This window comes from Lysinibacillus sp. NPDC097868 (assembly GCF_044761135.1).
In the GTDB taxonomy this organism is placed as follows: Bacteria; Bacillota; Bacilli; order Bacillales_A; family Planococcaceae; genus Lysinibacillus.
On the sequence record NZ_JBIWBS010000001.1, the window covers coordinates 1495703 to 1520365 of the forward strand.

Annotated in this window: 24 protein-coding genes; 19 read left to right on the plus strand and 5 right to left on the minus strand. The window is 35.1% G+C overall.

Translation table 11 applies throughout. From position 1 onward, the window contains the following. Positions 1-36 precede the first annotated feature (36 nt). A complete protein-coding gene (locus ACIQXJ_RS07340; RefSeq protein ID WP_403051515.1) occupies positions 37-987 on the plus strand; it encodes an LCP family protein in 951 nt (316 codons plus the stop codon). 69 nt (positions 988-1056) lie between these two features. Beyond that, complete coding sequence (locus ACIQXJ_RS07345) at positions 1057-2256, plus strand: AI-2E family transporter (RefSeq protein WP_401011287.1); 1200 nt, start codon at positions 1057-1059, stop codon at positions 2254-2256. A gap of 61 nt (positions 2257-2317) precedes the next feature. Here ACIQXJ_RS07345 and ACIQXJ_RS07350 read toward each other — a convergent pair whose 3' ends face one another. Continuing rightward, on the minus strand, positions 2318-3481 hold the full coding sequence (locus tag ACIQXJ_RS07350; protein ID WP_403051519.1) for an aminotransferase class I/II-fold pyridoxal phosphate-dependent enzyme: 1164 nt from the start codon (positions 3479-3481) through the stop codon (positions 2318-2320). Between the two features lie 249 nt (positions 3482-3730). Between ACIQXJ_RS07350 and ACIQXJ_RS07355 the strand changes: the two genes are divergently transcribed. Then, a complete protein-coding gene (locus ACIQXJ_RS07355) occupies positions 3731-4543 on the plus strand; it encodes a nucleoside/nucleotide kinase family protein (RefSeq protein WP_403051522.1) in 813 nt (270 codons plus the stop codon). A 47-nt stretch (positions 4544-4590) separates the two neighbouring features. On the opposite strand, the gene ACIQXJ_RS07360 is transcribed toward ACIQXJ_RS07355, so the two are convergent. Beyond that, positions 4591-5385: an enoyl-CoA hydratase/isomerase family protein gene (locus tag ACIQXJ_RS07360; protein WP_403051525.1), complete on the minus strand. Its 795-nt coding sequence runs from the start codon at positions 5383-5385 to the stop codon at positions 4591-4593. A 354-nt stretch (positions 5386-5739) separates the two neighbouring features. Here ACIQXJ_RS07360 and ACIQXJ_RS07365 point away from each other — a divergent pair, with 354 nt between their 5' ends. Further along, positions 5740-6615: a tyrosine-type recombinase/integrase gene (locus tag ACIQXJ_RS07365; RefSeq protein ID WP_403051528.1), complete on the plus strand. Its 876-nt coding sequence runs from the start codon at positions 5740-5742 to the stop codon at positions 6613-6615. Positions 6616-6659: 44 nt separating this feature from the next. Here ACIQXJ_RS07365 and ACIQXJ_RS07370 read toward each other — a convergent pair whose 3' ends face one another. The 3 genes from ACIQXJ_RS07370 to ACIQXJ_RS07380 form a co-directional block, all read right to left on the minus strand. Further along, positions 6660-7514 carry a transglutaminase family protein gene (locus ACIQXJ_RS07370; protein WP_403051531.1) on the minus strand — a complete coding sequence of 285 codons (855 nt, stop codon included), beginning with the start codon at positions 7512-7514 and terminating at the stop codon, positions 6660-6662. 61 nt (positions 7515-7575) lie between these two features. Continuing rightward, positions 7576-8541, minus strand: a complete 966-nt coding sequence (locus ACIQXJ_RS07375) for an alpha-E domain-containing protein (protein ID WP_403051534.1) — start codon at positions 8539-8541, stop codon at positions 7576-7578. After that, positions 8495-9985: a circularly permuted type 2 ATP-grasp protein gene (locus ACIQXJ_RS07380; RefSeq protein ID WP_403051537.1), complete on the minus strand. Its 1491-nt coding sequence runs from the start codon at positions 9983-9985 to the stop codon at positions 8495-8497. Before ACIQXJ_RS07380 ends, ACIQXJ_RS07375 begins: the two co-directional genes overlap by 47 nt. 76 nt (positions 9986-10061) lie before the next feature. Here ACIQXJ_RS07380 and ACIQXJ_RS07385 point away from each other — a divergent pair, with 76 nt between their 5' ends. The 15 genes from ACIQXJ_RS07385 to ACIQXJ_RS07455 all read left to right on the plus strand — a co-directional run bounded on the left by ACIQXJ_RS07385 (position 10062) and on the right by ACIQXJ_RS07455 (position 24647). Further along, positions 10062-10475 (plus strand): hypothetical protein, encoded by a 414-nt coding sequence (locus tag ACIQXJ_RS07385; protein ID WP_403051540.1) that lies wholly within the window; start codon positions 10062-10064, stop codon positions 10473-10475. 534 nt (positions 10476-11009) lie between these two features. Continuing rightward, on the plus strand, positions 11010-11972 hold the full coding sequence (locus tag ACIQXJ_RS07390) for a tyrosine recombinase XerC (RefSeq protein ID WP_403051543.1): 963 nt from the start codon (positions 11010-11012) through the stop codon (positions 11970-11972). Between the two features lie 70 nt (positions 11973-12042). Beyond that, positions 12043-12546 carry a DinB family protein gene (locus ACIQXJ_RS07395; protein ID WP_403051546.1) on the plus strand — a complete coding sequence of 168 codons (504 nt, stop codon included), beginning with the start codon at positions 12043-12045 and terminating at the stop codon, positions 12544-12546. Between the two features lie 322 nt (positions 12547-12868). Next, a complete protein-coding gene (locus ACIQXJ_RS07400) occupies positions 12869-13018 on the plus strand; it encodes a transcriptional regulator (protein WP_401011309.1) in 150 nt (49 codons plus the stop codon). 200 nt (positions 13019-13218) lie between these two features. After that, complete coding sequence (locus tag ACIQXJ_RS07405) at positions 13219-13374, plus strand: transcriptional regulator (protein ID WP_403051549.1); 156 nt, start codon at positions 13219-13221, stop codon at positions 13372-13374. Beyond that, positions 13371-13541, plus strand: coding sequence for a transcriptional regulator (locus ACIQXJ_RS07410; protein ID WP_403051552.1), 171 nt, complete (start codon positions 13371-13373; stop codon positions 13539-13541). The genes ACIQXJ_RS07405 and ACIQXJ_RS07410 overlap by 4 nt, the downstream gene beginning before the upstream one ends. A gap of 359 nt (positions 13542-13900) precedes the next feature. Beyond that, a complete protein-coding gene (locus ACIQXJ_RS07415; protein ID WP_403051555.1) occupies positions 13901-15622 on the plus strand; it encodes a sensor domain-containing protein in 1722 nt (573 codons plus the stop codon). A 241-nt stretch (positions 15623-15863) separates the two neighbouring features. Continuing rightward, positions 15864-16148 (plus strand): CD3324 family protein, encoded by a 285-nt coding sequence (locus tag ACIQXJ_RS07420; RefSeq protein ID WP_403051558.1) that lies wholly within the window; start codon positions 15864-15866, stop codon positions 16146-16148. 125 nt (positions 16149-16273) lie between these two features. Then, positions 16274-16705 (plus strand): GNAT family N-acetyltransferase, encoded by a 432-nt coding sequence (locus ACIQXJ_RS07425; protein ID WP_403051561.1) that lies wholly within the window; start codon positions 16274-16276, stop codon positions 16703-16705. Positions 16706-16719: 14 nt separating this feature from the next. Further along, on the plus strand, positions 16720-17292 hold the full coding sequence (locus tag ACIQXJ_RS07430; protein ID WP_403051564.1) for a GNAT family N-acetyltransferase: 573 nt from the start codon (positions 16720-16722) through the stop codon (positions 17290-17292). A gap of 247 nt (positions 17293-17539) precedes the next feature. Next, complete coding sequence (locus tag ACIQXJ_RS07435) at positions 17540-18043, plus strand: GNAT family N-acetyltransferase (RefSeq protein WP_403051567.1); 504 nt, start codon at positions 17540-17542, stop codon at positions 18041-18043. Between the two features lie 1028 nt (positions 18044-19071). Next, positions 19072-21114, plus strand: coding sequence for a helix-turn-helix domain-containing protein (locus ACIQXJ_RS07440; protein WP_403051570.1), 2043 nt, complete (start codon positions 19072-19074; stop codon positions 21112-21114). A 418-nt stretch (positions 21115-21532) separates the two neighbouring features. Beyond that, positions 21533-23701, plus strand: coding sequence for an acetate--CoA ligase family protein (locus tag ACIQXJ_RS07445; RefSeq protein WP_403051573.1), 2169 nt, complete (start codon positions 21533-21535; stop codon positions 23699-23701). 4 nt (positions 23702-23705) lie between these two features. Beyond that, entirely contained in the window at positions 23706-24161 is a 456-nt protein-coding gene (locus tag ACIQXJ_RS07450) for a MaoC family dehydratase N-terminal domain-containing protein (protein ID WP_403051576.1), read from the plus strand. A gap of 69 nt (positions 24162-24230) precedes the next feature. After that, positions 24231-24647: a MaoC/PaaZ C-terminal domain-containing protein gene (locus ACIQXJ_RS07455; protein WP_403051579.1), complete on the plus strand. Its 417-nt coding sequence runs from the start codon at positions 24231-24233 to the stop codon at positions 24645-24647. Positions 24648-24663: the final 16 nt, after the last annotated feature.

The window sequence follows — 24663 nt, forward strand, 5'->3', positions numbered from 1 at the left end:
TACATTACTATAAAAAAATAGAGGAGTTATTTTGATATGGAAGAGCAAGACTATACAAGACGCTCGCAACGTCCAAAAAAACGTCGATTGCGTAAAGGGAGAGCATTGTTTACGTTCTTATTACTCTGTGTCATTGTAATTGCGGGATATAGCATTATGCAATATCGTAGTGGTTTACAATTAGCAACTGACACAAAGGTAGCACAAGAAGATTTTAGTGGGGACAAAATCAATAGTGATATTGAAAACTATTTATTATTAGGAATTGATACACGTGGTGAAGAAAAATCACGAACTGATACAATGATGGTATTATCTTGGAATAAGAAAACCAATGATGTCAAGCTTGTTTCATTTATGCGTGATATTTATGCAGACATTCCTGGCTACCAATCCTATAAACTAAATACCGCATACTATTTAGGTGGTGTTCAGCTATTAAAAGATACATTAACTAATATGTTTGGATTACCAATTCATCACTACGCACTTGTAGATTTTAAAAATTTTGAATCACTTGTTGATATTTTAGCACCAAATGGTGTGGAAATAGATGTAGAAAAAGATATGTCTGAAAAAATTGGCGTTACGCTTACTAAAGGTACGCATAACCTCAATGGGCAGGAATTACTAGGCTATGCAAGGTTCCGTCATGATGAGGAAGGAGATTTTGGTCGAGTTGCCCGCCAGCAAAAAGTAATTGAAGCATTAAAAAATGAAATATTAGCACCCCAAAATGTATTCAACTTACCAAAATTTATTGGTGCAGCCCAAGGCTATGTGACAACTGATTATTCGTCTACAGGCGAAATACAACAAGTTTTAAAAATGGTGTCTAAAGGGAAAATATCAATAGAGAAAGCGACAGTACCGATTGAAGGCAGCTATGATTTCCAAAACTTTAGCCATGCAGGGTCTGCGATTGTTATTGATGAACAGAAAAATAAAGAGTTTTTAAGTAAATTTTTAGGTATTTCTTTAGAGTGATGTTTCGCAAAAGCCAACATTATCCTGTAAAATATAGGTGAGCATTTGGATTTAGATTGGGGTGTGAATATGAGAGAACAAAGACCAAGAGAGCATTCAAACTTTTTTTCAACGAAGTTTATCCGCTTTTTAGGTGGTAAAAATTTATTATTTACGTTGATTATTTTATTATTACTCGCATGTGTGATTTTTATGTTTGGAAAAGTTTCCTTCATATTTACCCCGCTACAAGTATTATTCGAAGTTGTTATTTTACCAGGGGTGCTTGCCGTAATAGGATATTATTTATTACGACCATTATTAGGAATACTTGAAAAGTGGCGTATTCCAAGAGCATGGGGCATCTTAATTTTGTATATCGGTGTCATTGGCGTCATTACGTTACTTGTCGTGCTAGTTTATCCTTTTTTACGTGATCAATTTACAAATTTAGCACAAGAATTCCCTGTGTATTTTATGGCACTAACCCAAAATATTGTGGAGTACTTAAATAACTCACGCGTAAATGAGTATTTAGCCAATATGGATTTTAACTATGAAAAAGTAGTAATGAATTTCACTACAGACATTATCGAAACAGTAAAAGATACAGCGGCAAATTTAGCACAAGGTGTTGCTACTGGTATAACAGGATTTCTTTCAACCTTAACTGGCATTATTTTGTCGCTCGTTACAGTACCTTTTATTTTATTTTATTTACTGAAAGATGGAGAAAAACTACCGAGATTCGTCATGAAAATTTGCCCGCCTCGCATGCGTACAGGTTTACATGATGTTTTACACGATATGGACAAGCAAATTAGTTCTTACATACAAGGGCAAATTTTAGTTTCAATGTGTATCGGAGCAATGGTAACGATTGGCTTCTTAATTATCGGCATGAAATACGCATTACTACTTGGCTTCCTAGCGATGATTACAAGTGTAGTACCATACTTAGGGCCGGTTATAGCCATTACGCCAGCAGCCATTATCGCGCTTGTTAATTCTCCATTCATGCTAGTGAAACTTGCAATCGTTTGGACAGTAGTGCAGTTGATTGAAGGCAAGTTTATTTCTCCACAAATTATGGGGAAATCATTAAGTATCCATCCAGTTTCCATTATTTTCGTATTATTAACAGCAGGTTCGCTATTTGGTGTACCAGGCGTTATTTTAGGGATTCCGGGCTATGCGATCTTTAAAGTCCTTGTAACACATTTATTTAAATTATTTAAGAAACGATACAATCGCTATGAGGATGAAGAAGTACAAAAATATGATGTATAAAAAAACAGCTACCGCGAGCTCGCGGTAGCTGTTTTATTAGTAAATAAGCTTTGTATAGGTATTAAAGTGAAACGTTTTTCAGACGGTTTACTGCTTCTTGCAATACGTCCTTTGGTTGCACAAGTGCTAGGCGCAAGTAACCTTGTCCTGCTGTTCCAAAAACAGTTCCCGGTACTGTGACAACACCGATTTGCTCAATCAGCTTAAATGCTAATTCGGTACAGTCAATATCGTACGGATATTTTGCCCAAACGAACATACCACCATCAGAAGGCGCTGCATCCCAACCTAGTTCATGCAAGCCGCTCATTAGTGTTTTATGACGCTCTGAGAAAGTTGCACGCAAATTCGTTGTAATTTCTTCTGCATTATCTAATGCTACTACAGCAGCATCTTGAATCGGTTCAAAAATACCAAAGTCTAAATTTGATTTAAGTTGCTTTAAGACAGCAATCATTTCTGCATTACCAGCAATATAAGCAATTCGTGTTCCAGCTAAGCTGAAGCTTTTTGAAAGCGAATTAATTTCCATGCCAACTTCTTTTGCGCCAGGTGTTGCTAAAAAACTAATAGGACCATCACCAGTAAAATAAAACTCTGAGTATGCTGCATCATGAAGCACAATAACGTTATATTTTTTAGCAAAAGCAATTACCTTTTCGAAATATGCAAGAGAAGGCATGGCAGGTACAGGATTTCCTGGTAAATTTAAAATAAGTAATTTTGCCTTTTGTGCAATTTCTTCCGGCACTGCGTCTAAATCCGGTAAATAATCGTTTTCAGCCGTTTGAGGCATATAGTAAGGTGTTGCACCAGCTAGATGAATGCCAGCATCGTATGCGACGTACGCTGGATTCGTTGATAGTACGATGTCTCCTGGATCACAAAAGGCGATAGGTAAATGTACTAAACCTTCTTGTGAACCAATCGTTTGAATGATTTCATTAGTAGGATCTAAATCGACGTTACTACGACGTTTATAGTAACGGCTTACCGCATCGTAAAAGCGTTGTGTCCCTGATAGCGTATAGCCATATGATTCTTCTAAGCTAGCTCGATATGATAAATGCTCACGAATTTTCGCATGAGGTGGAAGATCAGGGCTACCTAAGCTTAAATCTATTAAAGTCATTCCTTTTTCTTGTTGTTGCTTTGCGAAACTCTTTAAATCTCCGAAAATTGCTGGTGTAAATAAAGACATTTTTTTTGATGGTACGATTTTCAAAACTAGTACACTCCTTATAGTTGTATAACAGAATAATAGTAGTTCACATTTTAACATACTAAAGCACAGAAAGGGGAAGTTATTCTGAAAAAAGAATATATTCTATTAATGGAGAAGATGCTTGCATAGACTAGCGGAAAAATTTAAGCTAATATGAGAAAAACTTGAGCATATAATAGCGTCTTGCCCATATCAGCAAAAAAAGAGTGTTAATTCTGCTATTATTAAGCGAAGAAGGTGGATGTTTTGATGAAGGTATATTCGTTAAGTGGACCGAGTGGAACAGGGAAAAGTACTAGTGCTCTCGTTTTTGCACACAAAATAGGGGTAGAGGCGATAATTGATGATGGTTTACTAATTGTTAATGGAGTGAAAGTAGCGGGCATATCTGCGAAATTTGAAAAGAATACAATAACAGCTGTTCGACGAGCGATTTTCACAGAGGAAACGCATCGTGAGGAAGTCATTAAAGCGCTCGATACATACAGTGTTCAATCTATTTTACTCATTGGCACGTCTGATAAAATGACGAAAAATATTGCCCAGCGTTTAGAGCTGGGACCAATTGAAACATATTATTATGTCGAGGATATTCGCTCGCAAAAGGAAATACAAAAAGCGAAATTTATTCGCCAGACACAAGGAAAGCATGTTATGCCGATACCGTATCGCCAAGTCGAGCAAAATTTTTTTAAACGACTCATTCAAAAAGGGAAAGAGATTTTCACTCCTAAGCGTGAAAAAATCGGTGAAACAACAATCGTTCGACCTGATTTCCAACAAGAATATATTGAAATTGAAAAGCAAGTGTATGTACAGTTACTTACGTATTGTTGTAATCAGCAAGATATTGTGCAAAAGGTTGAGCAAATACAGTTTAGTCTTGGAGAACAGGCAAAGGCGACCATTTCATTGCAATTAAAAATGCCGATTGATTATTTATTACCACACCGCTTATATCAATTACAAGAAGAAATACAACGTTCCTTCTTTCAACATTTTGGCTATGAACTAGATGTTATCAATCTTTTTGTTCATGCAGCTTTGCATAAACGAAAATAAAATACAGGTACTCCATCTGCGAAAAGGCGAGAAGAGTACCTGTATTTTTATTTTGTCGGGCGTGTAAATTGCGGTTGACGTTTTTCGACAAAGGCGCGACAGCCTTCTGCAAAATCGCTACCTACAAAAGGTGTAGAACCTTGCCAAAGTGCTGGTACACTATCGACACATTCTTGTACAGATTGCTTTACAGCTAGTAATGATTCTGGTGACATACCAGCAACAAGCTTACCTATTCGAATCATAAATTTATTTAAGTCTTTTTCAGCAACTAAGTAGTTGAGCATGCCAAGCTTAAATGCTTCTTCCGCTTTAAACATCCGACCCGTAAATACTAAATCCTTCGTTGTAGAAGGGCCGACAAGTTGGACAAGGCGCTGAGCGAATTTGTTGTTTAATGTAATGCCTAATTTGCCTACGGGAATGCCTAATTTCGCTTTTTCAGAGCCGATACGAATATCACAAGCTAAAGCTAGCTCTAAGCCAGCACCCATCGCCGGGCCATTAATAACACCAATAGTTGGAATTGGTAAACGTTCAATTGTTGAAATCGTTTTTTCCATATGTAAAAATGCTTCCTCTGCTTTTTCAAGTGAGATGGCGTTAAATTCTTTAATATCAGAGCCAGCAGTAAAGTTTTCACCGGATCCACGTAAAAGAAGTACTTTATTTTTCGGATTATCCAACACTTTTAGGGCAATGTTAGCTAATTGATCCCACATATTTGCTGTTAGCGCATTTTTCGCCTGCGGTCGGTGAATGGTAATGATCGCAAGTCCAGCTGTTTCCTGATAAATAATTTTGGCATCTTCAGCCTCAAGACGAGTCGTTCTTACTTGCATAATTGAAAAGCCCCCTACATTCAGATAGTACTTATATTATATAACACAAAAGAGGGGAAACACTAAATAATACGAATTTTCATGTATTTTCAGCCTGTTATACAAAATTACAAGCAAATCCAAGCGATTGTACTACAACAGAATATTGCTATTGTAATAAAGCAAAAGATATGAGAAGCTACTATAGGAACGTTTGTTTCTTTATTGAAAAGAGACATTTCCATACAAGGAGCGGTAATCTATTTTTATAACAGATTATCCGACATTATGATTATAGAAAATAATACACTACACGCCCTAAAAATATTATAAAATTAAACTATCTTACGCCCTATCTAATAAGGAGGATGCAAAATGGTGACACTGAAGGAAGCATGGCAAAGCTATTTATTGCTTTTAGAATCATTAAAGAAAAGTGCTGCTACCAAAAAACAATACAATATTGATGGACAGCAATTTTTAGCTTTTGCTAGTGAGCAAAACTTTGCACATGTAGACAACCAATTGAAAGAATTAATATTTATATATAGTAATTATTTAAAAGAGAACTATCCAAATGTTAATACATTCAATCACAAAATCGCCTCACTTCGGAGTTTTGTAGACTTTATTTTTTTGAGAGAGTGGGCAGAACCTTTCGATTATGAAAGCATTTTACAGCCCAAGAAGAGAGGTAAGGATTCCTTAAAATTGCTTAATAAAGAACAATTAATGAGCATTACAGAAGTATGGCCAACTTATTTTCAATACGCAAAAACGCAAGAGCATGCTTGGCTAGCAAGAAGAAATGGCTGTATTGTTCAAATGTTTATTGAAACAGGTTGTAAGCCAGCAGAAATTGTTCGCATGAAATGGGCCCATCTTGGCATGGATAATTTACATATTTCTATTGCAAATCATAACGGTAAGAGAGACATTAAGCTTTCAAATGTTTTAGTGGAAATGTTGATGCATTATAAAGATGCAACGGAGGAATTACATCAGAAAAATGTGGGGGAATGGCTTTGGGTAAGTGATGCAAGCCAAACGAAACCGATCACGACAAAAACAATAGAGCGGATTTTCCAAACGATATCTAAAGATATCGGCACAAGTGTGCGGGCAACGGATGTACGTTACACTGTACTTCAGAAGGCACTACAAAGTGAAAAAACAATTGAAACGATTCAGCAAAACATGGGATATGTTCGAAAATGGGTGTTAACGGAACGAGGCGAAAGATTTAAATAGACGTGCAGTAAAAGATGTTTTCACAAATTTCACTGCACGCTCTATTAAAAATGTGTTAATGCTTTAACATTTACTTTGACCGTCAAATCATGCTTGCCGCCTGTATAGACACCTTCAACGGGACTAATATCTGTGTAGTCACGGCCAATGCATAAAATAATGTGATTTTCTAATACTTCTACATTATTTGTTGGATCTAAACCTATCCAACCGATGCCGGGAATCATAACTTCAACCCATGCATGTGTAGCAATATCACCGATGAGTGCTGAATTTTCATCAACATATAAATAGCCACTAACATAACGAGCAGGTATTCCTTTAGCACGTAAAATCGCTAGCATTACATGTGTGAAATCTTGACAAACACCTCGTTTTAAATCAAATGCCTGGCTTGCAGTTGTCGTGACATTTGTTGCTGTTGGATCATATTCAAAAGACGAATATAAATACTGCATTAAATTAAGCGAAAACAGTACTGGATTTTCTGCGTGACCTATAGCATGAAAAACTTCTTCTATTTGTGCATCAGTCATATACGTAAAGTTCGTTGATTTTAAATAGGGCAAATAATGCTCATAAAATAGCTGCGAATGGAAAATTGTCTGCATTTCGGGTGAATATTGTATCCGATGAATAAATGGTGCTCGTTGAATACTGACGATAGACGTTGTTTCTATTTCTAGTTCTTGATGTTGCTCAGGAATATAAAATGTACCGACTGTGTTGCCCCAAATATCCGCATGCTCGCGCGTCAATGAAGAAGGCGAAATAGCAATACGATAGGATAGCAAGCGCTGCCGCTCATCACTTCGAGGCTTTAAGCGGATGGTATTCAAGCTTTGATCGACTTCAGATTCATATTGAAAAATATTTGTATGTTGAATTTCAAATTTCATCGTGTCCGCTTCCTTTTGATTACTGACTTGCGTGTTGAAAAGGAGCTCTGAATTGTTCCTTTCAAGATTGTAGGCTGGGTTCATATAAATGATAAATTGTCGAAAATGTATGACCAAAATCAATACATTGACACAATCTTTCCTCCATTGAAAATATTACTTCCTCTAAGGAAGATGTCGATAAATTGATATTGTTAATAGCAATTAACAATGCTCTTAACGGCGTGTTAAGTGCTAAAAATCGTTCTGTTAGATGGTCTTCTTCGATATGCGTAAATGCCTCTTCAAGTTTTTTAAGACAAACAATCACTGAGCGAGGAAAATGATCATCATGCAATAAATAATGTATAACATTTAGTAAATGTGTTTGATGATGCTTACGTAGGTAAGGCTCTGTTGCTTTTGATAAATCGAGCAAAAATGTGCCGTCTGCCTCTTGTAAATCGCTAGCCATTAGTTTTTGTTGCTCTAGCATAATTAAAATCATTCGAATCATTTTTTCAGCACGTTCAAGCCATTTGCCAACCTGCATAAAATAAAAAGGCAAATCCCGTTCCATAGAACCCTCAATTAATCCAGTAACCGTCAAAGATGTCTTACGAACATTGTGTAAAAAATAGTTTAAAGATATTAACGGAAAAGGGCGTTCTCTCACTGTTATCTCTTGCTGCATGTATAAATAAAAGGCATTGTGTAATTCCCATAGTTCAATAGGAATACTATCACGTGTAATACGTGCATTTTCTCGAATGGCTCTTAATGTTGCATGTATAGCATTGCTATTGTTCTCCGAAAATAAAAGGTATTCAATAAGAGGATTAACACGAATGACTTCATAGCTTGATATAAACTCTTCTCTCGATGCACAAATGTCCAATATTGCTTCCCAGTGATCAAGATATTCATTTTCCTTACCAGATTGCTCCAACATATTCAACAGCTGTACTTGTAATATATGTGCATTAGTTTCTGTTCGTTCACTATATCTTGCCATCCAATATAGTGCGTCTGCTACTCGACTTAGCATGTTGCAATTCCTCCTTTAATATCCACGTATCTTTTGCTCCACCACCTTGAGATGAATTAACGATTAACGAGCCTTCTTTTAGTGCAACACGCGATAAACCTCCAGGAAGCACAAAAATATCACCACCGTTCATAACATAAACACGTAAATCGACATGACAAGGGTAAAACTTACCATGCTGATATGCGGGTGCACGCGATAGTTGAATGGTCGGTTGCGCAATGTATTGATTTGGATGTTTTACTATTTTTTCGTAAAAACTTGCGATTTCCTCCTCACTTGCATGTGGTCCAATCAGCATATCGTAACCACCTGAAGCACTTACATTTTTAATTACTAGTTCTTTTAAATGGTCAAGAACCCATGCTCGTTGACTCTCATCCTCAAGATGATAGGTCGTCACATTTTCTAAAATCGGCTCCTCGTTTAAATAATAACGAATCATGTCGGGTACATATGCATACATCGCTTTATCATCCGCAACACCATTGCCAACAGCATTCAAAATTGCTATATTTCCCGCCTTATAGGCCGCTATTAAATAAGGCACTCCTAGTAAAGAATCTTCTCGAAAGACAGTAGGATCTAAAAAATCATCATCAATGCGGCGATAGATAATATCTATTTGCTCAAGCCCATATATTGTCTTCATATAAACTTTAAGATCCTGAACGATTAAATCCCGTCCTTCCACAAGCTGAATATTTAGTTGTTGCGCTAAAAATACATGATCGTAATAGGCAGAATTATACATCCCCGCTGTTAAAAGTACTGCTTTTGGTTCTACATTAGCTTTTAAAGCTGTTGGCCGATGTGAAAGTAGGGCATTTTTCATAATTGTCATTTGTTTCTCAAGAGATTGGATTGTATGTTTAGAAAAGAACTCAGGATACACTTCCTTCATTACATAACGGTTTTGAAAAACGTATGAAATGCCTGAAGGATTTCGTAAATTATCTTCCAGTACACGATAAACACCATTTTCATCGCGAATTAAATCAATTCCTGCTAAAAAAATATGATTATTAATAGGTACTTGTACACCAAGCATTTCTGGATAATAAAATGGATTTTGTTCGATAAGGCTACTTGGAATAATCCCATCTTTAACAATTAGCTGTCTATTATAAACATCATGTAAAAAACAGTTTAACGCTTTAACACGCTGCTTCATACCTGTTTCAATTATATTCCATTGCGCATGTGGGATAATAATTGGGACAAAATCAAACGGCATTGTCCGCTCCGTCCCACCCTGTGCACCATATACAGTAAATGTTATACCTTGTCTAAGGAAGCTTGATTGAGCTTGTTGGTATTTTTCTTCTAGCTGATCTTGTGAAAAAGCACTAAGCTTACGATGGAAAGAGCGATAATGTGGTTTCGGCTGATCACCATCTAACATTTCATCAAAAAAAGAACCTGAATCATACAATTTCATCATGTGAACCGCCTCCGAATTTAAGTAGTAGAAAAAACGTGTTACACTAATAAGAAATACATAAAAGGAGCTAGTATAAATGACAAATATTAACTTAATGCAAGCTTATGAGTTAGACAAGCTATCAAAACTAGATTTATCTGACGAGAAAATTTTACAGACTTTGCAAACAGGGGATGTGTCATCATGGCGTAATCTGGAACCAAAGTATGAATTTAATGAAACGTTGGCTCTTTATCAAGAAGGGGAACAAACATTTCTTGATGCCTATCACGGTAATTATCGAATTAAATATGTAACATTACCGGGTATTCAGCGTTTACTACATCTTCGTTTCCAATTAGAAGAAACAAAGGATTTCCAAGTAGAAGATACAGGAATTAAAAAATTAGCTTGCGACGAGGATACTATTTCGAAAATTCGAAATATGTTATCTACTAACTGGAAGCTAACAAAGCAAAATGATGGTACATATAGTATTTTCGCTAAATAATTACAAATATCCAAAAATTACCACGCGCGTTATGAGACGAATCGACTCGTATCGTTACCCGACGTTTGATTTTTCGATTCGTCTCAGCGCATACTAGTATACTAGAGTTTAATATTCATTCGAAGAACGGTTTATGCATAAAAAGAGAAACCTAATAAAAAAATAGTGAAAAAGCTGATTTTTTATTACGAAAAATATTTCTTATATAAGGTTAATAAATTCCATCGGGTTAGGCTTAATATACCGTGAAAATTAATAGATTCATTAATAAAGAAATGAAGGGGAGAGACCCTTAGCTGCAATGTGAGAAATTCGAGAGAAGCTTTGATGTTTAGCTTTGATGGTGATAATTAAAAAACTGTTGTCGACTAACCGAGAGATGATTTCTATTACTTAGAAGTCATCTTTTTTTATCTTGTAAAAAGAACATTTGTTCCATTTATTATAAAAGGGCACTTTTTTTACAATAAAGTTCCCAAATTTATATTTGGGAACGTTTTTTCGTGGTAAAATAGAGATAATAGAGGTGATTTTATGCAAAAAGCTCAACTACCTAAAATAATGAAAGATTTCCTTGTCTACTTAACGACGATAAAAGGCAAATCTCAGCGCACTAGAAAAGAATATGAATACGATCTTACATTATTCTTTCGTTTCCACTTAGCTATGCAAAACGATATTGAGATAGCGCAAATAGAAAAAATTAATATTGCTACTATTACAATAGAAGAAATCCGTGCTATTACTTTGGAGGATCTCTACTTATTTATGGAATACTGCGAAGTACAACGTCAAAATTCCGCTTCTGCTAGAGCACGGAAAGTAGCTACATTAAAATCGTTTTTCAAATACATTAAAGGAAAACGCCGTCTCATTGAAGAGAATCCAGCCGAAGAGTTAGAAACACCGAAGATTGGACGTAGAAAACCAATTTATATGAATATGGATGAGGCAACACAGTTTATCGAGGGCATTCAAATACATCGCGCTTCTCCACGCAATTATTGCATGATGATGTTTTTCTTAAATCTAGGCATACGGGTATCCGAGCTTTGCCAACTAAATACATCGTCAATACAAGGACGCTATTTGACTGTTATCGGAAAAGGCAATAAAGAACGGACCGTTTATTTGAACGATAGCTGCATTTTGGCACTTAAAAAATACGAACAAAGTGGAAAAACGACATACAAAGGCGAAGGAGAAGAACCACTTTTTATTTCGCAAAAAGGAACACGTTTTACACGGCAAACAGTAGCCAAAATCGTCAAACAAATAAATAAACAATCGGGGCTACAAAAAGATCGGCTAACACCTCATAAACTACGTCATACATCTGCCACTATGATGTATAAAGCTGGGGCAGATATTCGAAGTTTGCAGCATATACTTGGTCACTCTAGTGTCGCTACAACACAAATCTATACTCATATTGAGGATGAACAGTTACAGCACGTTCTGGAAAATAACCCATTTAATATCGTCGATAACAGCTAGAGAAAGAGAATACGAACTAGTACAGAGCATATATTCAGAGTAGGACCTTAAAATAGAAAGGGGATAGTGTATGATATCTTCATTACTTGAACAATTAAGTTCGACAAGAGAGCAATTACTCAAAGAAATAGCAATATTTAACGATACACAATTTAATCTAAAACCAGACGTAAACAGTTGGAGCATTGCACAAATATGTCATCACCTAGTGCTAGTAGAAGCATCGACTATCAAGGCAATTGCTTGGGGGTTATCCTCACAAGAAAATACTAATCCAGAACGTATAAATGTTCAGCAAATAAAAGACAGATCGAGAAAGTTGATAGCGCCAAAAATCGTTGAACCTGCATCCGAGCCTTTCGAGATACAAGAAATTTTGACGCTACTAAAGGATACACGAGAACAATTCACTACTTTTCTGCATGCATTAGAAGAGCCATCTTTGCTAGCTAAAAAAGCCGTGAACCACCCTGCTTTTGGTAAATTACCGCTCGACCAATGGATAGAGCAGGTGTATTTGCATGAACAAAGACATATTGAACAAATCCATGAAAGGAAAGGTATTGTAAGTTAAAGTATAATAGGAGTGAACATGAAAAGAAGAAAGATAAAGTTGTAAACGAAAAAAATCTTAACAGAACTTAGAAACACTATTTTATTTGAAGTAATCTGGAATATCATTTTATGGATTCCAAGACTGGTCATTCTGTTATTGAAACATCTATGGTAATCCAAACAACTATAAGCCCGACTTCTCACACTTGAATTTTACTGAGAAATCGGGCTTTTTTTCATCTTCCTACATGAATATCCTCTTGACGAACGGCATAATCTGTTATATATTAAATAAAAATAAAATAAACTGTTATAAAACAGTTTGAACTGGAGGAATTATGATGTCGAAATATCGTGATGGTTATGAGTTTTATTGTGAAATGTGTGATCGTTATGGGTTAGAGCCAATTTCATTCCGTTATTATGTTATCCAATTATCACAAGAACAGCTTTCCGCTTATAATATGCAAGCGAAACAACTAGGAATTTAAAACATTAGCTACAAAGGATGTGTTTATGACGGACGCCAAAGTGAATAGTTTATGAAAAGCCCAGCCATACTAAATTAGTAGACTGGGCTTTTATTGATATGAAAGAAATTTCAGAATTATTATTGACTTGATAACATATCTGTTATATATTATTTATACAAATAAATAACTGTTATAGTACAAAGAAATGAGGTATTGGAATGGCACAGTATAGAGAAGGATATGAGTTATATTGTAAAAAATGCGAGCAATTTAATTTAGAGCCAATTAATATTTATTACTATATTAATAAGTTATCGCAAGAGCAATTAAAAGATTTCAATGATGCAGCACACGAAAGGAAGTTAGTCGTATGATAGACTATCGACAAGGCTATGAGTTTTACCTACAAATATGTAACAAACACGAGTTAGAGCCAATTAATTTTCACTACTATATTTTAAATTTATCACAAGAACAACTTGATGCTTATAATGAACAAGCGAAAATTATAGGAGGTCATATTGAATATGATATCTCTTAACATGTAAAATGCCTTACTGCCCAGCTGCGACAGTAAGGCATTTTCACTTATAAATCAATTTAGACTTTAGTAGTTAACAAGGTAAATAGTATTTCTATAGTTTTAACAGTAGTACAAATGTAATTATTAAAAATGGAAAAATGGTGAAACACGTGCGTTTAAAGTCATTCTTTTTTGTCTAATTTATAGAAATCTATCAAATTTGATCTATGCATATTGTATATTTGGGTTGAATTAACTGCTTTTCTAAGACTATAATATAATTACATAAAAAAGGGCCATCTACCACAACTTTATACCTCACTGTAATATAAAGAATAAGTACTAAACCCTCTTATTTTAACGAACGGAGAATGAAGATGATGAATATCACGCCTAGTAGTATTAATCAAGTTAACTACAGCCTGAAAGAATTACAAGATATTTTTTCAGCAATGAACAGTTCGATCATAGTTGCTATTACAGATCGGACAGGAAAAATTACCTTTGTTAATGATCATTTTTGTAAAATTTCTAAATATAAGCGTGAAGAATTAATTGGACAAGATCATCGTTTACTAAACTCGGGTTTCCATCCCAAATCATTTTTCAGAGAAATGTGGAAAACAATCGGAAAAGGTGACATGTGGAATGGTGAGGTGTGCAACCGTGCAAAAGATGGTAGTCTATACTGGGTAAAAACAACAATCATTCCTTTTCTCGATGATAATGACAAGCCTTATCAATATATTGCCATTAGAGTTGACATTACCGCACAAAAGGACATAAAAAAAATTACACATATTGCGTATCATGATGAATTAACAGGGTTACCAAACCGTCGTAAATTAGAACAACGTTTAGAAAATGAATTCCATCAATCTCGACGTACAGGAGAGAAGTTTGCGTTATTTTTCATTGATGTGAATCGTTTTAAAAACATTAACGATGGACTTGGCCACATCATAGGCGATATGTTCCTAGTGGAAATGGCAAACCGTTTACGCAATGTAGACTTCACATCCAATTCATTTTATCGTCATAACAGTGATGAATTCGTCATGATTTTAAATGATGTTTCACGTATCGAGGAAATGGCGAAAGAAATCATTGCTGTTTTCGATGACAGTTTCATCGTAGATGCATATGAATTTTATGCGAGTATTAGTATTGGTATTAGCATTTTCCCTGATCATGCTAATTCAATTGAAGATTTATTAAAAAATGCCGACATCGCCATGTATGCTGCAAAATCAACACGTGGTAATCAATATAAGCTTTATCGACATAATATGGATGAGGCAAATGATAAATGGTTATTACTTGAAACCAAACTTCATCAAGCATTAAAAAAGGATTTATTAGAGCTACATTATCAGCCAAAAATTGATTTAAAAACAGATCAAGTGGTAGGTATGGAAGCATTGCTTCGTTGGTATGATTCTGAATTAGGACAGATGCCACCAGATCGTTTCATCCCATTTGCGGAAGAATGTGGTCTTATTAATGATATTGGTATATGGGTATTACATAAAGCTTGTGCGCAAGTATGTGCATGGAACGAAACGTTTCAATCAAATTTACGCGTAGCTGTCAATATTTCACCTATCCATATTAGCACACCAGGCTTTGTTGAAATGGTACGCGATGTAATTGAAAAAACAAAAATTGACCCGCATTCATTAGAAATTGAAATTACTGAAATGAGTATGCTTGATTATACAGAAGAGTTGATAAATACGATTGAGCAGCTACGAGCATTAGGTATTACCATTGCTTTAGATGATTTCGGAACAGGCTATTCATCATTAAATTATTTAAAAAAATTCCCTGTTGACGTATTAAAAATAGATCGGGCATTTGTGCGTGATATTCTGCCTGAGAAAACAGGCATAGCGATGATTTCAGCAATGATTTCATTGGCACATGCTTTAAACCTCAAAGTAGTAGCTGAAGGAGTCGAAGAAGAAGCTGAATTAAACGTTCTTCGTGAACATGGCTGTGAGTTCGTCCAAGGCTATTATTTTAGCAAGCCGCTATCAGTGCAAGACTTTACAACTAACATATTAAATCAATCGCTAACCATTACAACTAGCTCCTAAGAGGGGCTAGTTTTTTTAATCCCTTTTAGTTTACATAATAAAATTATAAAACAAAAATATATTTACATTTTCTAAAAAATACATGGTACAATTTGCATGTAAAAACTCTAGAAAAGGAGGATTGGTCGTATGAGAAAGCATACTATTTTTGCATAGCAAAGGCTATTGCATAAAATTAAATTTAAAATTAAATAGCCTTTGCTCTTCCTAAACGAACGATAATACATTTAGGAGTGCAAACATGAGCTATAAGAAAGTAAATAATCTGTTACCAGCAGAGTTAATCGCGTTAATTCAAAACTATGTAGATGGTGAATATATTTATATCCCCAGAAGAAAAGATAGTAAAAAGAGTTGGGGGGCGGGCACTACTACAAGGACTGAATTAGATGTAAGGAATAATAATATTTATCAGGAATATCTTTCAGGCACCGATATGGAGACTTTAAGTGCAACATATTATTTGTCTTTAAAGAGCATTCAACGAATTATCTTAAAGGAAAAAAGAAAAAGAACAAACATATAAAAAGAAGCTGTGTGGTTTTTACCACATGGCTTATTTTCTTTTATGAAACAAATATGAGGTTTTTTTATTGAATGTCAGTCATTTATAATCGAACTAACAATATAAGCTGATAGGAGAAATAAATAATGTCTTTGTATATAACGAAAGAATTAAACGATCAAGCTAAACAAATAGTGAATAATGAGCTTTACAAATTTAATTTAAAGCATTTTCCAGTAGATTTAAGAGGCAATTACGAAGAAATTAATGTATTCCTTAAAGATGAAAACGACAATGTTCGTGGTGGTATTCTTGCTGAAGTATGTTGGAATTGGCTGGAGATTCACACTTTAATGATAGATGAGGACATACGAAAATTGGGATTTGGCAAAAAATTATTACTAGAACTTGAGCATATGGCTATAGCAAAGCAGTGCGATTTTATAAAGGTAGATACATTAAGTTTTCAAGCGTTAGCATTTTATGAAAAGCACGGTTATCAAGTATTTGGGACTTTAAATAATGTAGGTAGAGACTTTAAGCATTACTATTTGAAAAAAGATTTAACTTCGAAATAAATGGAGGTTTAACAATGCATAATTTATTTACAATCGACTGCGGTGAAATTTTATTGAGAGAGTTTAGTAGTGAAGATGTCGATGGAATTTATAAACTTACTTCACAACAAGAAGTATATGAGTTTTTGCCAGATTGGCGTTCTACGAGAGAACAACGATTAAACTGGATAATAAATGATGAAATACCTTCCAATAAAGCATTTTTATCTGCTGTTCCTAATATCAATGGTCAAAATTACTTGAAACTAGCAATCATATTAAAGGAAACTGGGGAATTCATTGGTTTTTGCAATACAGGGACGAAAGAAGAGCTAACCGAACCAAATCAAGAAATTGCCTATGCTATGTCAAAACATTTCAGAAATCGTGGCTACACAACTAAAGCAGTAAAAGGTTTACTACATTTCTTATTTGAACAGACAAATATCGAACAACTGAATGCTATCGTTCAACCTCGAAATATAAGTTCTGTGAAGGTGATTGAAAAATGTGGCTTTGTTTTCAAAGAAAATATTGAAATAGATGCTCTAATATATCGACATTACACTTTGCATATAGAGGATTGGAAAAATAGAAAAGTTCAGTAGTTATATCTAACATTTTTGTCCGTGTCATTAATCAAAGTAGTCACCCCTAATTAGAGCTAATCAGACGCCTAATTTACAATAATTATGATTAATGCTAAAATTTATTTACCATTTAATATAGCAATACAATATGTAATGCCACAATTAATTTGGATGAAAAATAATGGGAGTAGCTGCCAATAACATATACCTATTTTAATATTTTTGTCTATAAAATGATGTCAAAAATGATAATAGGAGAATACGTATGATTAAATTGAACACAGAAAGATTAAGAATACTTGCGCTAAATGCAGAAAACCTAAGATTACTTATTGATAACCCTAAGAAGTTGGAGCTTCAATTATCATTAACGGAATCAGATAGCTTTTTAGATGCGGAACTTCAACAAGCGATGGAAATTCGATATGCTAAGTTGTTGTGTGATAAGGAAAACTATATTTGGTATACCAATTGGTTAATTGTGTCGAAAAGTCAAAACTGTAGTGTTGGAGGAATCATGTTAAAAGGGCTTCCAAACGACAATGGTGAGGTAGTAATAGGGTATTACACTTTGCCTGAATATCAAGGAAATGGCTATATGACAGAAACAATTTATTCAATAAAAAACTGGTTGCTAAGCCAGCCTAATGTGAAGTTTGTTGTGGCTGATACTGAAAAAGATAATATCGCATCTCATAGAGTATTAGAAAAATCAGGTGCAGTACTTTATAAAGAAACTGCGGAATTATTGTATTGGAGATTTAGCTGAAAATAATTTCTAAGTAAAGAGTCTTCCTATTATTATGGGGACTCTTTATAGTTTTTAAAAAAGGAAAAGTGATGCATTTGATAGATTAAATATTGGTCTTATCTTTCATGCTTAATCCAATTTTCGCAATTGTTTTGTGTTTAAATTTAACAAGCTATTTGAAAAAACTGATTGTCACTAAGAATGTAAGTACAAAAGGTAATATTATTTGGATGTGTATCGCTTCAACGTTTATCGTTTTTACTTTAACTTGGATGTTTATAAAAATTAGTGTGTAATTAAAGTGATAATGTAGGGGAAGAAGATGGGCGGACTAATTTGTTCCATTCTAAGGCTTACAATGATTAAAAGAATTACTTGCTGACCCTAAAAACAATGAAAAAAGCGATATTCTGCTTTTATAATAGCTCTATGGTGCGAGATTGCAATTAATTTATCACAAGCAGTTGAAAATGTATTTCAACATTAGTTAAACTGAAAAACTAAAGAGCCATCGTATTTATGATGGCTCTTTTTGTTATGAAAAGGTCAAAAAAACGCACATTTTAGCCTGAAATAATACAATACGCTTCATAGCATTCATCTCCTTCATTAAGCACTAATCGTGTCCTTCATTAATGATATTCATAAACGAACGTACCTTTTGATGTTAATTCGATAGTCAATTCTCGATAATTTAGACAATATAAGAAACGAAGTATTTCCTTGGTTGAGTGAAATGAAGGGTTGGCGACTCCTGCTGGATAGCGACCGCTCGTAGTGGAAATCAACGGCGATTACAATGTGCCAGGCACTCACACAATTAGACTACGCTACTAGTCGGCTTACGTATATGCCCGCGGAAAGCGCTAGCCCGTAGCGGAAATCAACTGCAGTAGTCTTCTTTTTATAAAGTAGATTCCATATAAATAAACACTATCAAAAAGATAAATATAGAATATTCTGTTAACTGGTGATAAAATTACAATTACAAACATATAGTACAAGTTAAAAGTCATACTGTTCGTATTTTTTTCAAGGAGGTATTCATGATAAATAAAAATGATTACGAGAATGTTGCCTTTAACCAATTGGAAATGCTTCGAAATGAAATTAATAGAACGAAAATGAATAGAAATTTATTCAATAAAATTGATAACTATTATGTACTTTGTATTTATGAACAACAGAAAATTGCGAGTAATAATAATACGACTAAAGCGATTACATTGACTAAAAATGTAATCTCTAATTCCTTTGTTATTTGGGATCGTACCTATAAAGAGAGTGAACAATTATTCATGAATTTACGGATTTCTTCTAGAAATCGCGTAATTACTGAAATAGCCAAAAACATTGTTTCGTTTTTACTGCAAAAATACGAGGACCAGTTAAACGAATCACAGAAGCGAAAATCAACACATCGTAATGCCCTTCAATTTGAAAAATATGTTCATCGTATGGAGCATATTATCAAAGCAAACACTTTTCTTGGGGAAGATACTGCATGGGAAGAGTTTTGCTCTTGGTTTCAAGTTTATCTAACAGAATGGGTTCTTGAGGAGCTAGAAAGTTTAATTGGCTATGAAATGATGGACCAGATGAGCAATCAGGAATTAAATGAAGTATTCTATCAACAAATGACGAAAAATCTGTCGTCAAATGATACGTTTATTTCAAAATATACAAACATAGTGAACAACTATATGACAGAATGGTTTCATAATATTATTGAATCAATGAAGCTAGCGATTTTAACAGTGGAAGAAATTGAATCTATGTTGCAAATAACTACACCTAAGAATCAGGATGCCCTGCCTCTTAGTAAAACTATCGCTTTTTCATTAGGCGTGGAACATCAACTGCATGTCATGAATAATGCCCCTTATCAATATGTGAGGGAAGCACTTTATAAAAACAGTTTTCAAAACATAGAAACTACACCATGGCCCACGACACCTTTATATAAAGGCAATTTGGAAGGGATTATTCAAATACGTCCATATCACACTACTGAGAACCCTTTCGCTACACAATTGTCGATTGAAAAAGCATATAATCAAGCGCAAAACTTAACAGATTTAGACGTAGATATGTTTGATGCATTATGTAGTATCTTTTTATCAAAAGCACGGTATACAGAAGATATCATAGAAATACACTTTACTGATTTATTGGTGATTCGCGGTCTAAAGCCAAAGTTAGGAGGTGAAGGGAGAAGAGGTGGTTATGAGCAACAACAAAAGGACAAGGTTTTGCAATCGCTTACAAAAATTCAGAGCTTATGGCTTGAATTAAATAAAGCAACGGTCTATGAAAAAGGAAAAGCTGTTCAAACGCAGCTTCAAGGAAGAACATTCCTTTTTGTCGATCATAATCGAAATGAATATGATATCGCACAATTAGATAAACAAAAAACATTTACATTTACAGTTGATAAAGTTTTTACAAAGTATTTGTATGGATCAGGACGACAAATTGCCCTTTTACCTATTCAAACGCTACATTACAATCCGTACAGTCAAAAATGGGAAAAAAGATTGGCGAGGTATTTTAGTTGGCGATGGCGAACACAAGCAAGAAAGGGCGATTTCTTGCAACCAAATAAAATTCGCACTTTACTAGAAGCAATTGGAGAAAATGTAAATGAACGCACACCATCCCGTACGAGAGACCGCTTTGAAAAAGCATTGGATCAATTGCTTGAAGATGGCGTACTGTCTGCATGGCATTATCATAAATGGGATGAGACAATAGCTAATAATAAAGGTTGGGTTCGGTTATGGTTAGATTCAACCATTCTTGTAGAACCACCTGAAATTATAAAAAATCAATACCGTTCTATCGAAAAAACAAAAAGTACAACTCATTATGCACTAGATTTCCAAGACAGTGCTCAACATAAAGCGAAAGGAGCCACTATTGGCAATCAATTAAGAGCGATACGCAAGCAATTTAATTTGTCTCTTTTACAAGTTTCAGAAGAACTTGAAATTTCACCTTCTTATATTAGTAATATAGAAAGAGGGCTTAAAACACCCTCGGTCAAAATTCAAAATAATATAAGTCGCTGGATGCAAAAGTTTATTTAAAAGAATATTGGAATGTTACAACTGCCTTCATATATCGCGCAAATACGATATAAAAAGGCAGTTTTTTTATTTGTCGACATATAGCTTCTATTTTTATTTTTTGCTCCTTTCACCATTTCTAGGCTGTTATCTTGTACATTAATAATCATTTAAATGGCGTATATTTCGTTTTTTAGCTTTTATCCTTCCCATAAGTCGAGGTTATCGAGCGTAGATGTCGTGAGTAGAGTGTACAAGAAATAAAATACAAATATTTGAACCCTTGCTATATGTACGTTTTCCACATGTTTTTCTTTTTTTTACTCCCTAATAATTAAATCATTTTACATGCATTTATTTTCAGAATATTTAAAACAAGTTCGTTACAATAGTCAACATAATCAATTGTTTTTCTATTATTCGAAACCGAGGTGAAATAATGAATAAAGAATTGAAAGCTTATGAATCGCTAGAACCATTGTTTAATCCAAAGACTGTTGCAGTACTTGGTGCTTCCACGAATCCATATAAAATTGGATACATTCAATTGAAAGCGCTTATAGACGGCGGTTTTGCTGGAGACATTTATCCTATTAATCCGAAAGCTAATGAAATAGAGGGTTTAACTTGCTATCCTTCTATCACAGCTGTCCCGGGGGAAGTAGATTTAGCAATATTTTGTGTAGGTGCAGAACAAATTCTGGACAATCTCAAGGCTTGTGCGAAGAAGAATATAAAAACAGCAATTATTTTCGCATCTGGATTCTCTGAAACTGGGGAAGAGGGTGTACTGTTACAGCAGGAGTTAGCTAACATTGCAAAGGAAAATGGCATCCGAATCATAGGTCCAAACTGTGTTGGATTAGTGAATACAACGAATGGAATGATCGGCACATTTTCACCAGCCATTTTGGCAGTACCATTACATGAAGAAAAAGCTGTGGGCTACGTTTCACAAAGTGGCGCATTTGGTGTATTAACGTATATGGCTGCAGCACAAAATGGTTTAAGCTTTAATTATTTTGCAAGTGTCGGAAACGAAATGGAAACAGAATTTTCAGATGTAGTAGAATACATGATTCATGATCCAAAAACAAAAGTCATTACCGGTTATTTAGAAGGGGCTAAAGATACTAAGAAGCTTCGACGTTTAGCAAAGGAAGCACTTAATCTTAACAAGCCAATTGCGTTGATGAAAACAGGAAAAAGTTCAGCCGGCAGCAGAGCAGCGGCTTCACATACAGGCTCTCTTGCGGGATCAGATTTAGTTTATGATGCGTTTTTCAGACAAAGCGGTATCGTTAGAGTCGATGACTATGAAGATATTATTACGTTTTCAAAATTATTTTTATCTAATAGACTTCCACAAGGGAAAAATACAGTATTAATTACAAGCTCGGGTGGACGAGGTATTAACGAAGCAGATCGTTGCGAAGGGCTAGGGTTAAATATTATTGCGCTAAGTGAAAAGACAAAGGCAGAAATCAAAAAGCATGTTCCATCTTACGCAAGTGCAATCAATCCAATTGACTTAACAGCAGCCGCTTCAGTAACGAATCCAGAATTATATATAGCGCCACTTCGAGCGCTTGTAGCCGATCCAGAAGTTCATAATATTATCTTAACTGAATTTCCGTTGTACTGGGAAGCAGATAATCCATACTTACAGGAGTTTATTGATATATGTAAAAACTCAGATAAATTCGTCTTTATTACGACATTCCCATTAGAAGGCATGTCTGTCCCTAAAGGAAAAGATGAACTTGAGAAAAATGGCATTCCGGTCATTCCAGGTAATTTAAATCCAATCAAAGGCTTAGCAAAGCTTGTAGAATATAGCGAAAGTTATAGAAAACATCAACAAGCAACGGTCCAAGAAGAGGATTCACCTAAGAAACGTATAGAAATGGCACATGTAACCGGCTCGACTTTAAGTGAAGCCCAGGCAACTGACATTTTAGATCTTTACGGGATTCCAACAACAAAACGAACTGTCGCTACAACGGCTGAGGAAGCTGTTTTGTTTGCGAATACGATTGGTTACCCAGTCGTGTTAAAAGTTGATTCAGCGGATATTCCACATAAAACCGAGGCAGATGCAATTCGACTAAATGTTCAATCAGCGAACGATGTAATGAAAGCGTTTACTGAAATTTATCACAATGCAAGAAAATACAAAGCAGATGCACACATCAACGGTATCTCTGTTCAGGAAATGCTTCCTGAAGGTACAGAGGTCATTATCGGCGCAACAAAGGATCCGAATTTCGGTCCAGTAGTTATGTTTGGCTTAGGCGGTATTTTTGTTGAAGTATTTAAAGATATTTCATTTAGAGTGGCGCCACTAACAAGAGCCGATGCAGTTGAAATGATTGAAGAAGTAAAAGGTAAAGCACTTCTGACAGGGGCACGTGGAAAAGCGCATGGCGATATTGAAGCCATCATTGACGTGTTATTGAAGGTATCGAAGCTTGTCACTGAAAATGAAGAGATAATAGAAGAATTAGATATTAATCCATTAATCGTCTATGAAGACGGCGTAAAAGCAGCAGATGCAATGATCGTCGTGCAGAAAGATGTGTTAGAAAAGTCAGTAGTCAGGGGGTAATGGTATGGAGCTAGATCAAAGCTTAATTGGTTTAACAGGACCACAATATGTTTTTGAAGTAGAAAAAAGACACATTCGCCAATTTGCCGAAGCAATTGGTGATCCTAATCCATTATACGTGGATGAAAAATATGCAAAATCAACGATTTATGGCAGCATAATTGCACCACCAAGCTTTCCAGTCGCGATAGGAGCGGACAGTGGGCAAGGAATTAATTTGCCTTTGGATTTTAGTCGCATGCTGCATGGAGAGCAAGAGTTCATTTATCATCGTCCAATTCGCCCAGGTGATCGTTTGCACTGCCAAATGAAAGTGACTGATGTATATGAAAAAGAAGGAAAAAATGGGCCAATGCAGTTTTTAGTAATGGATACAGAAATGAAGGATGAAGAAGGCGAGCTAGTCGTGATTAGTCGTACAAATATCATTTATCGTGCTGTAGCGAATAGTAAAGCATAAATAAACTGTTGAACGAAGATACTGACGTCTTCGTTCAACTTTTAATCCATCACAAAAGGGGGAAAAATCATGCTTCAATTAAAAAATTTACATGAAGGACAAAAGCTCGAACCACTTTTGAAGCCTGCTGTTACAAAGGTACAGCTTGTGAAATATGCCGGTGCATCAGGGGATTTTAATCCGTTACATACAGATGATGCATTTGCGCAAAGTATTGGGATGCCGGGTGTTATTGCACATGGCATGCTTGTAATGGGCTTTCTTGGTCAATACATGATGGACCTAGCAGGGACTTCTGCTGCACCGACGAATTTTAAAATGCGCTTTGGTGCGATGACAAGACCTGGTGACGAAATTACATGCTCTGCCATTGTCAAAAAAATTTATGAAAACGAAGCTAAACAATTCGTTGATTTAGAACTATATGCGGAAAAAGCTCCAGGAAAAGTAGTTGGATTTGGAGAAGCGACATTACAAGTGATTTAACAAATGGAAATAAGGA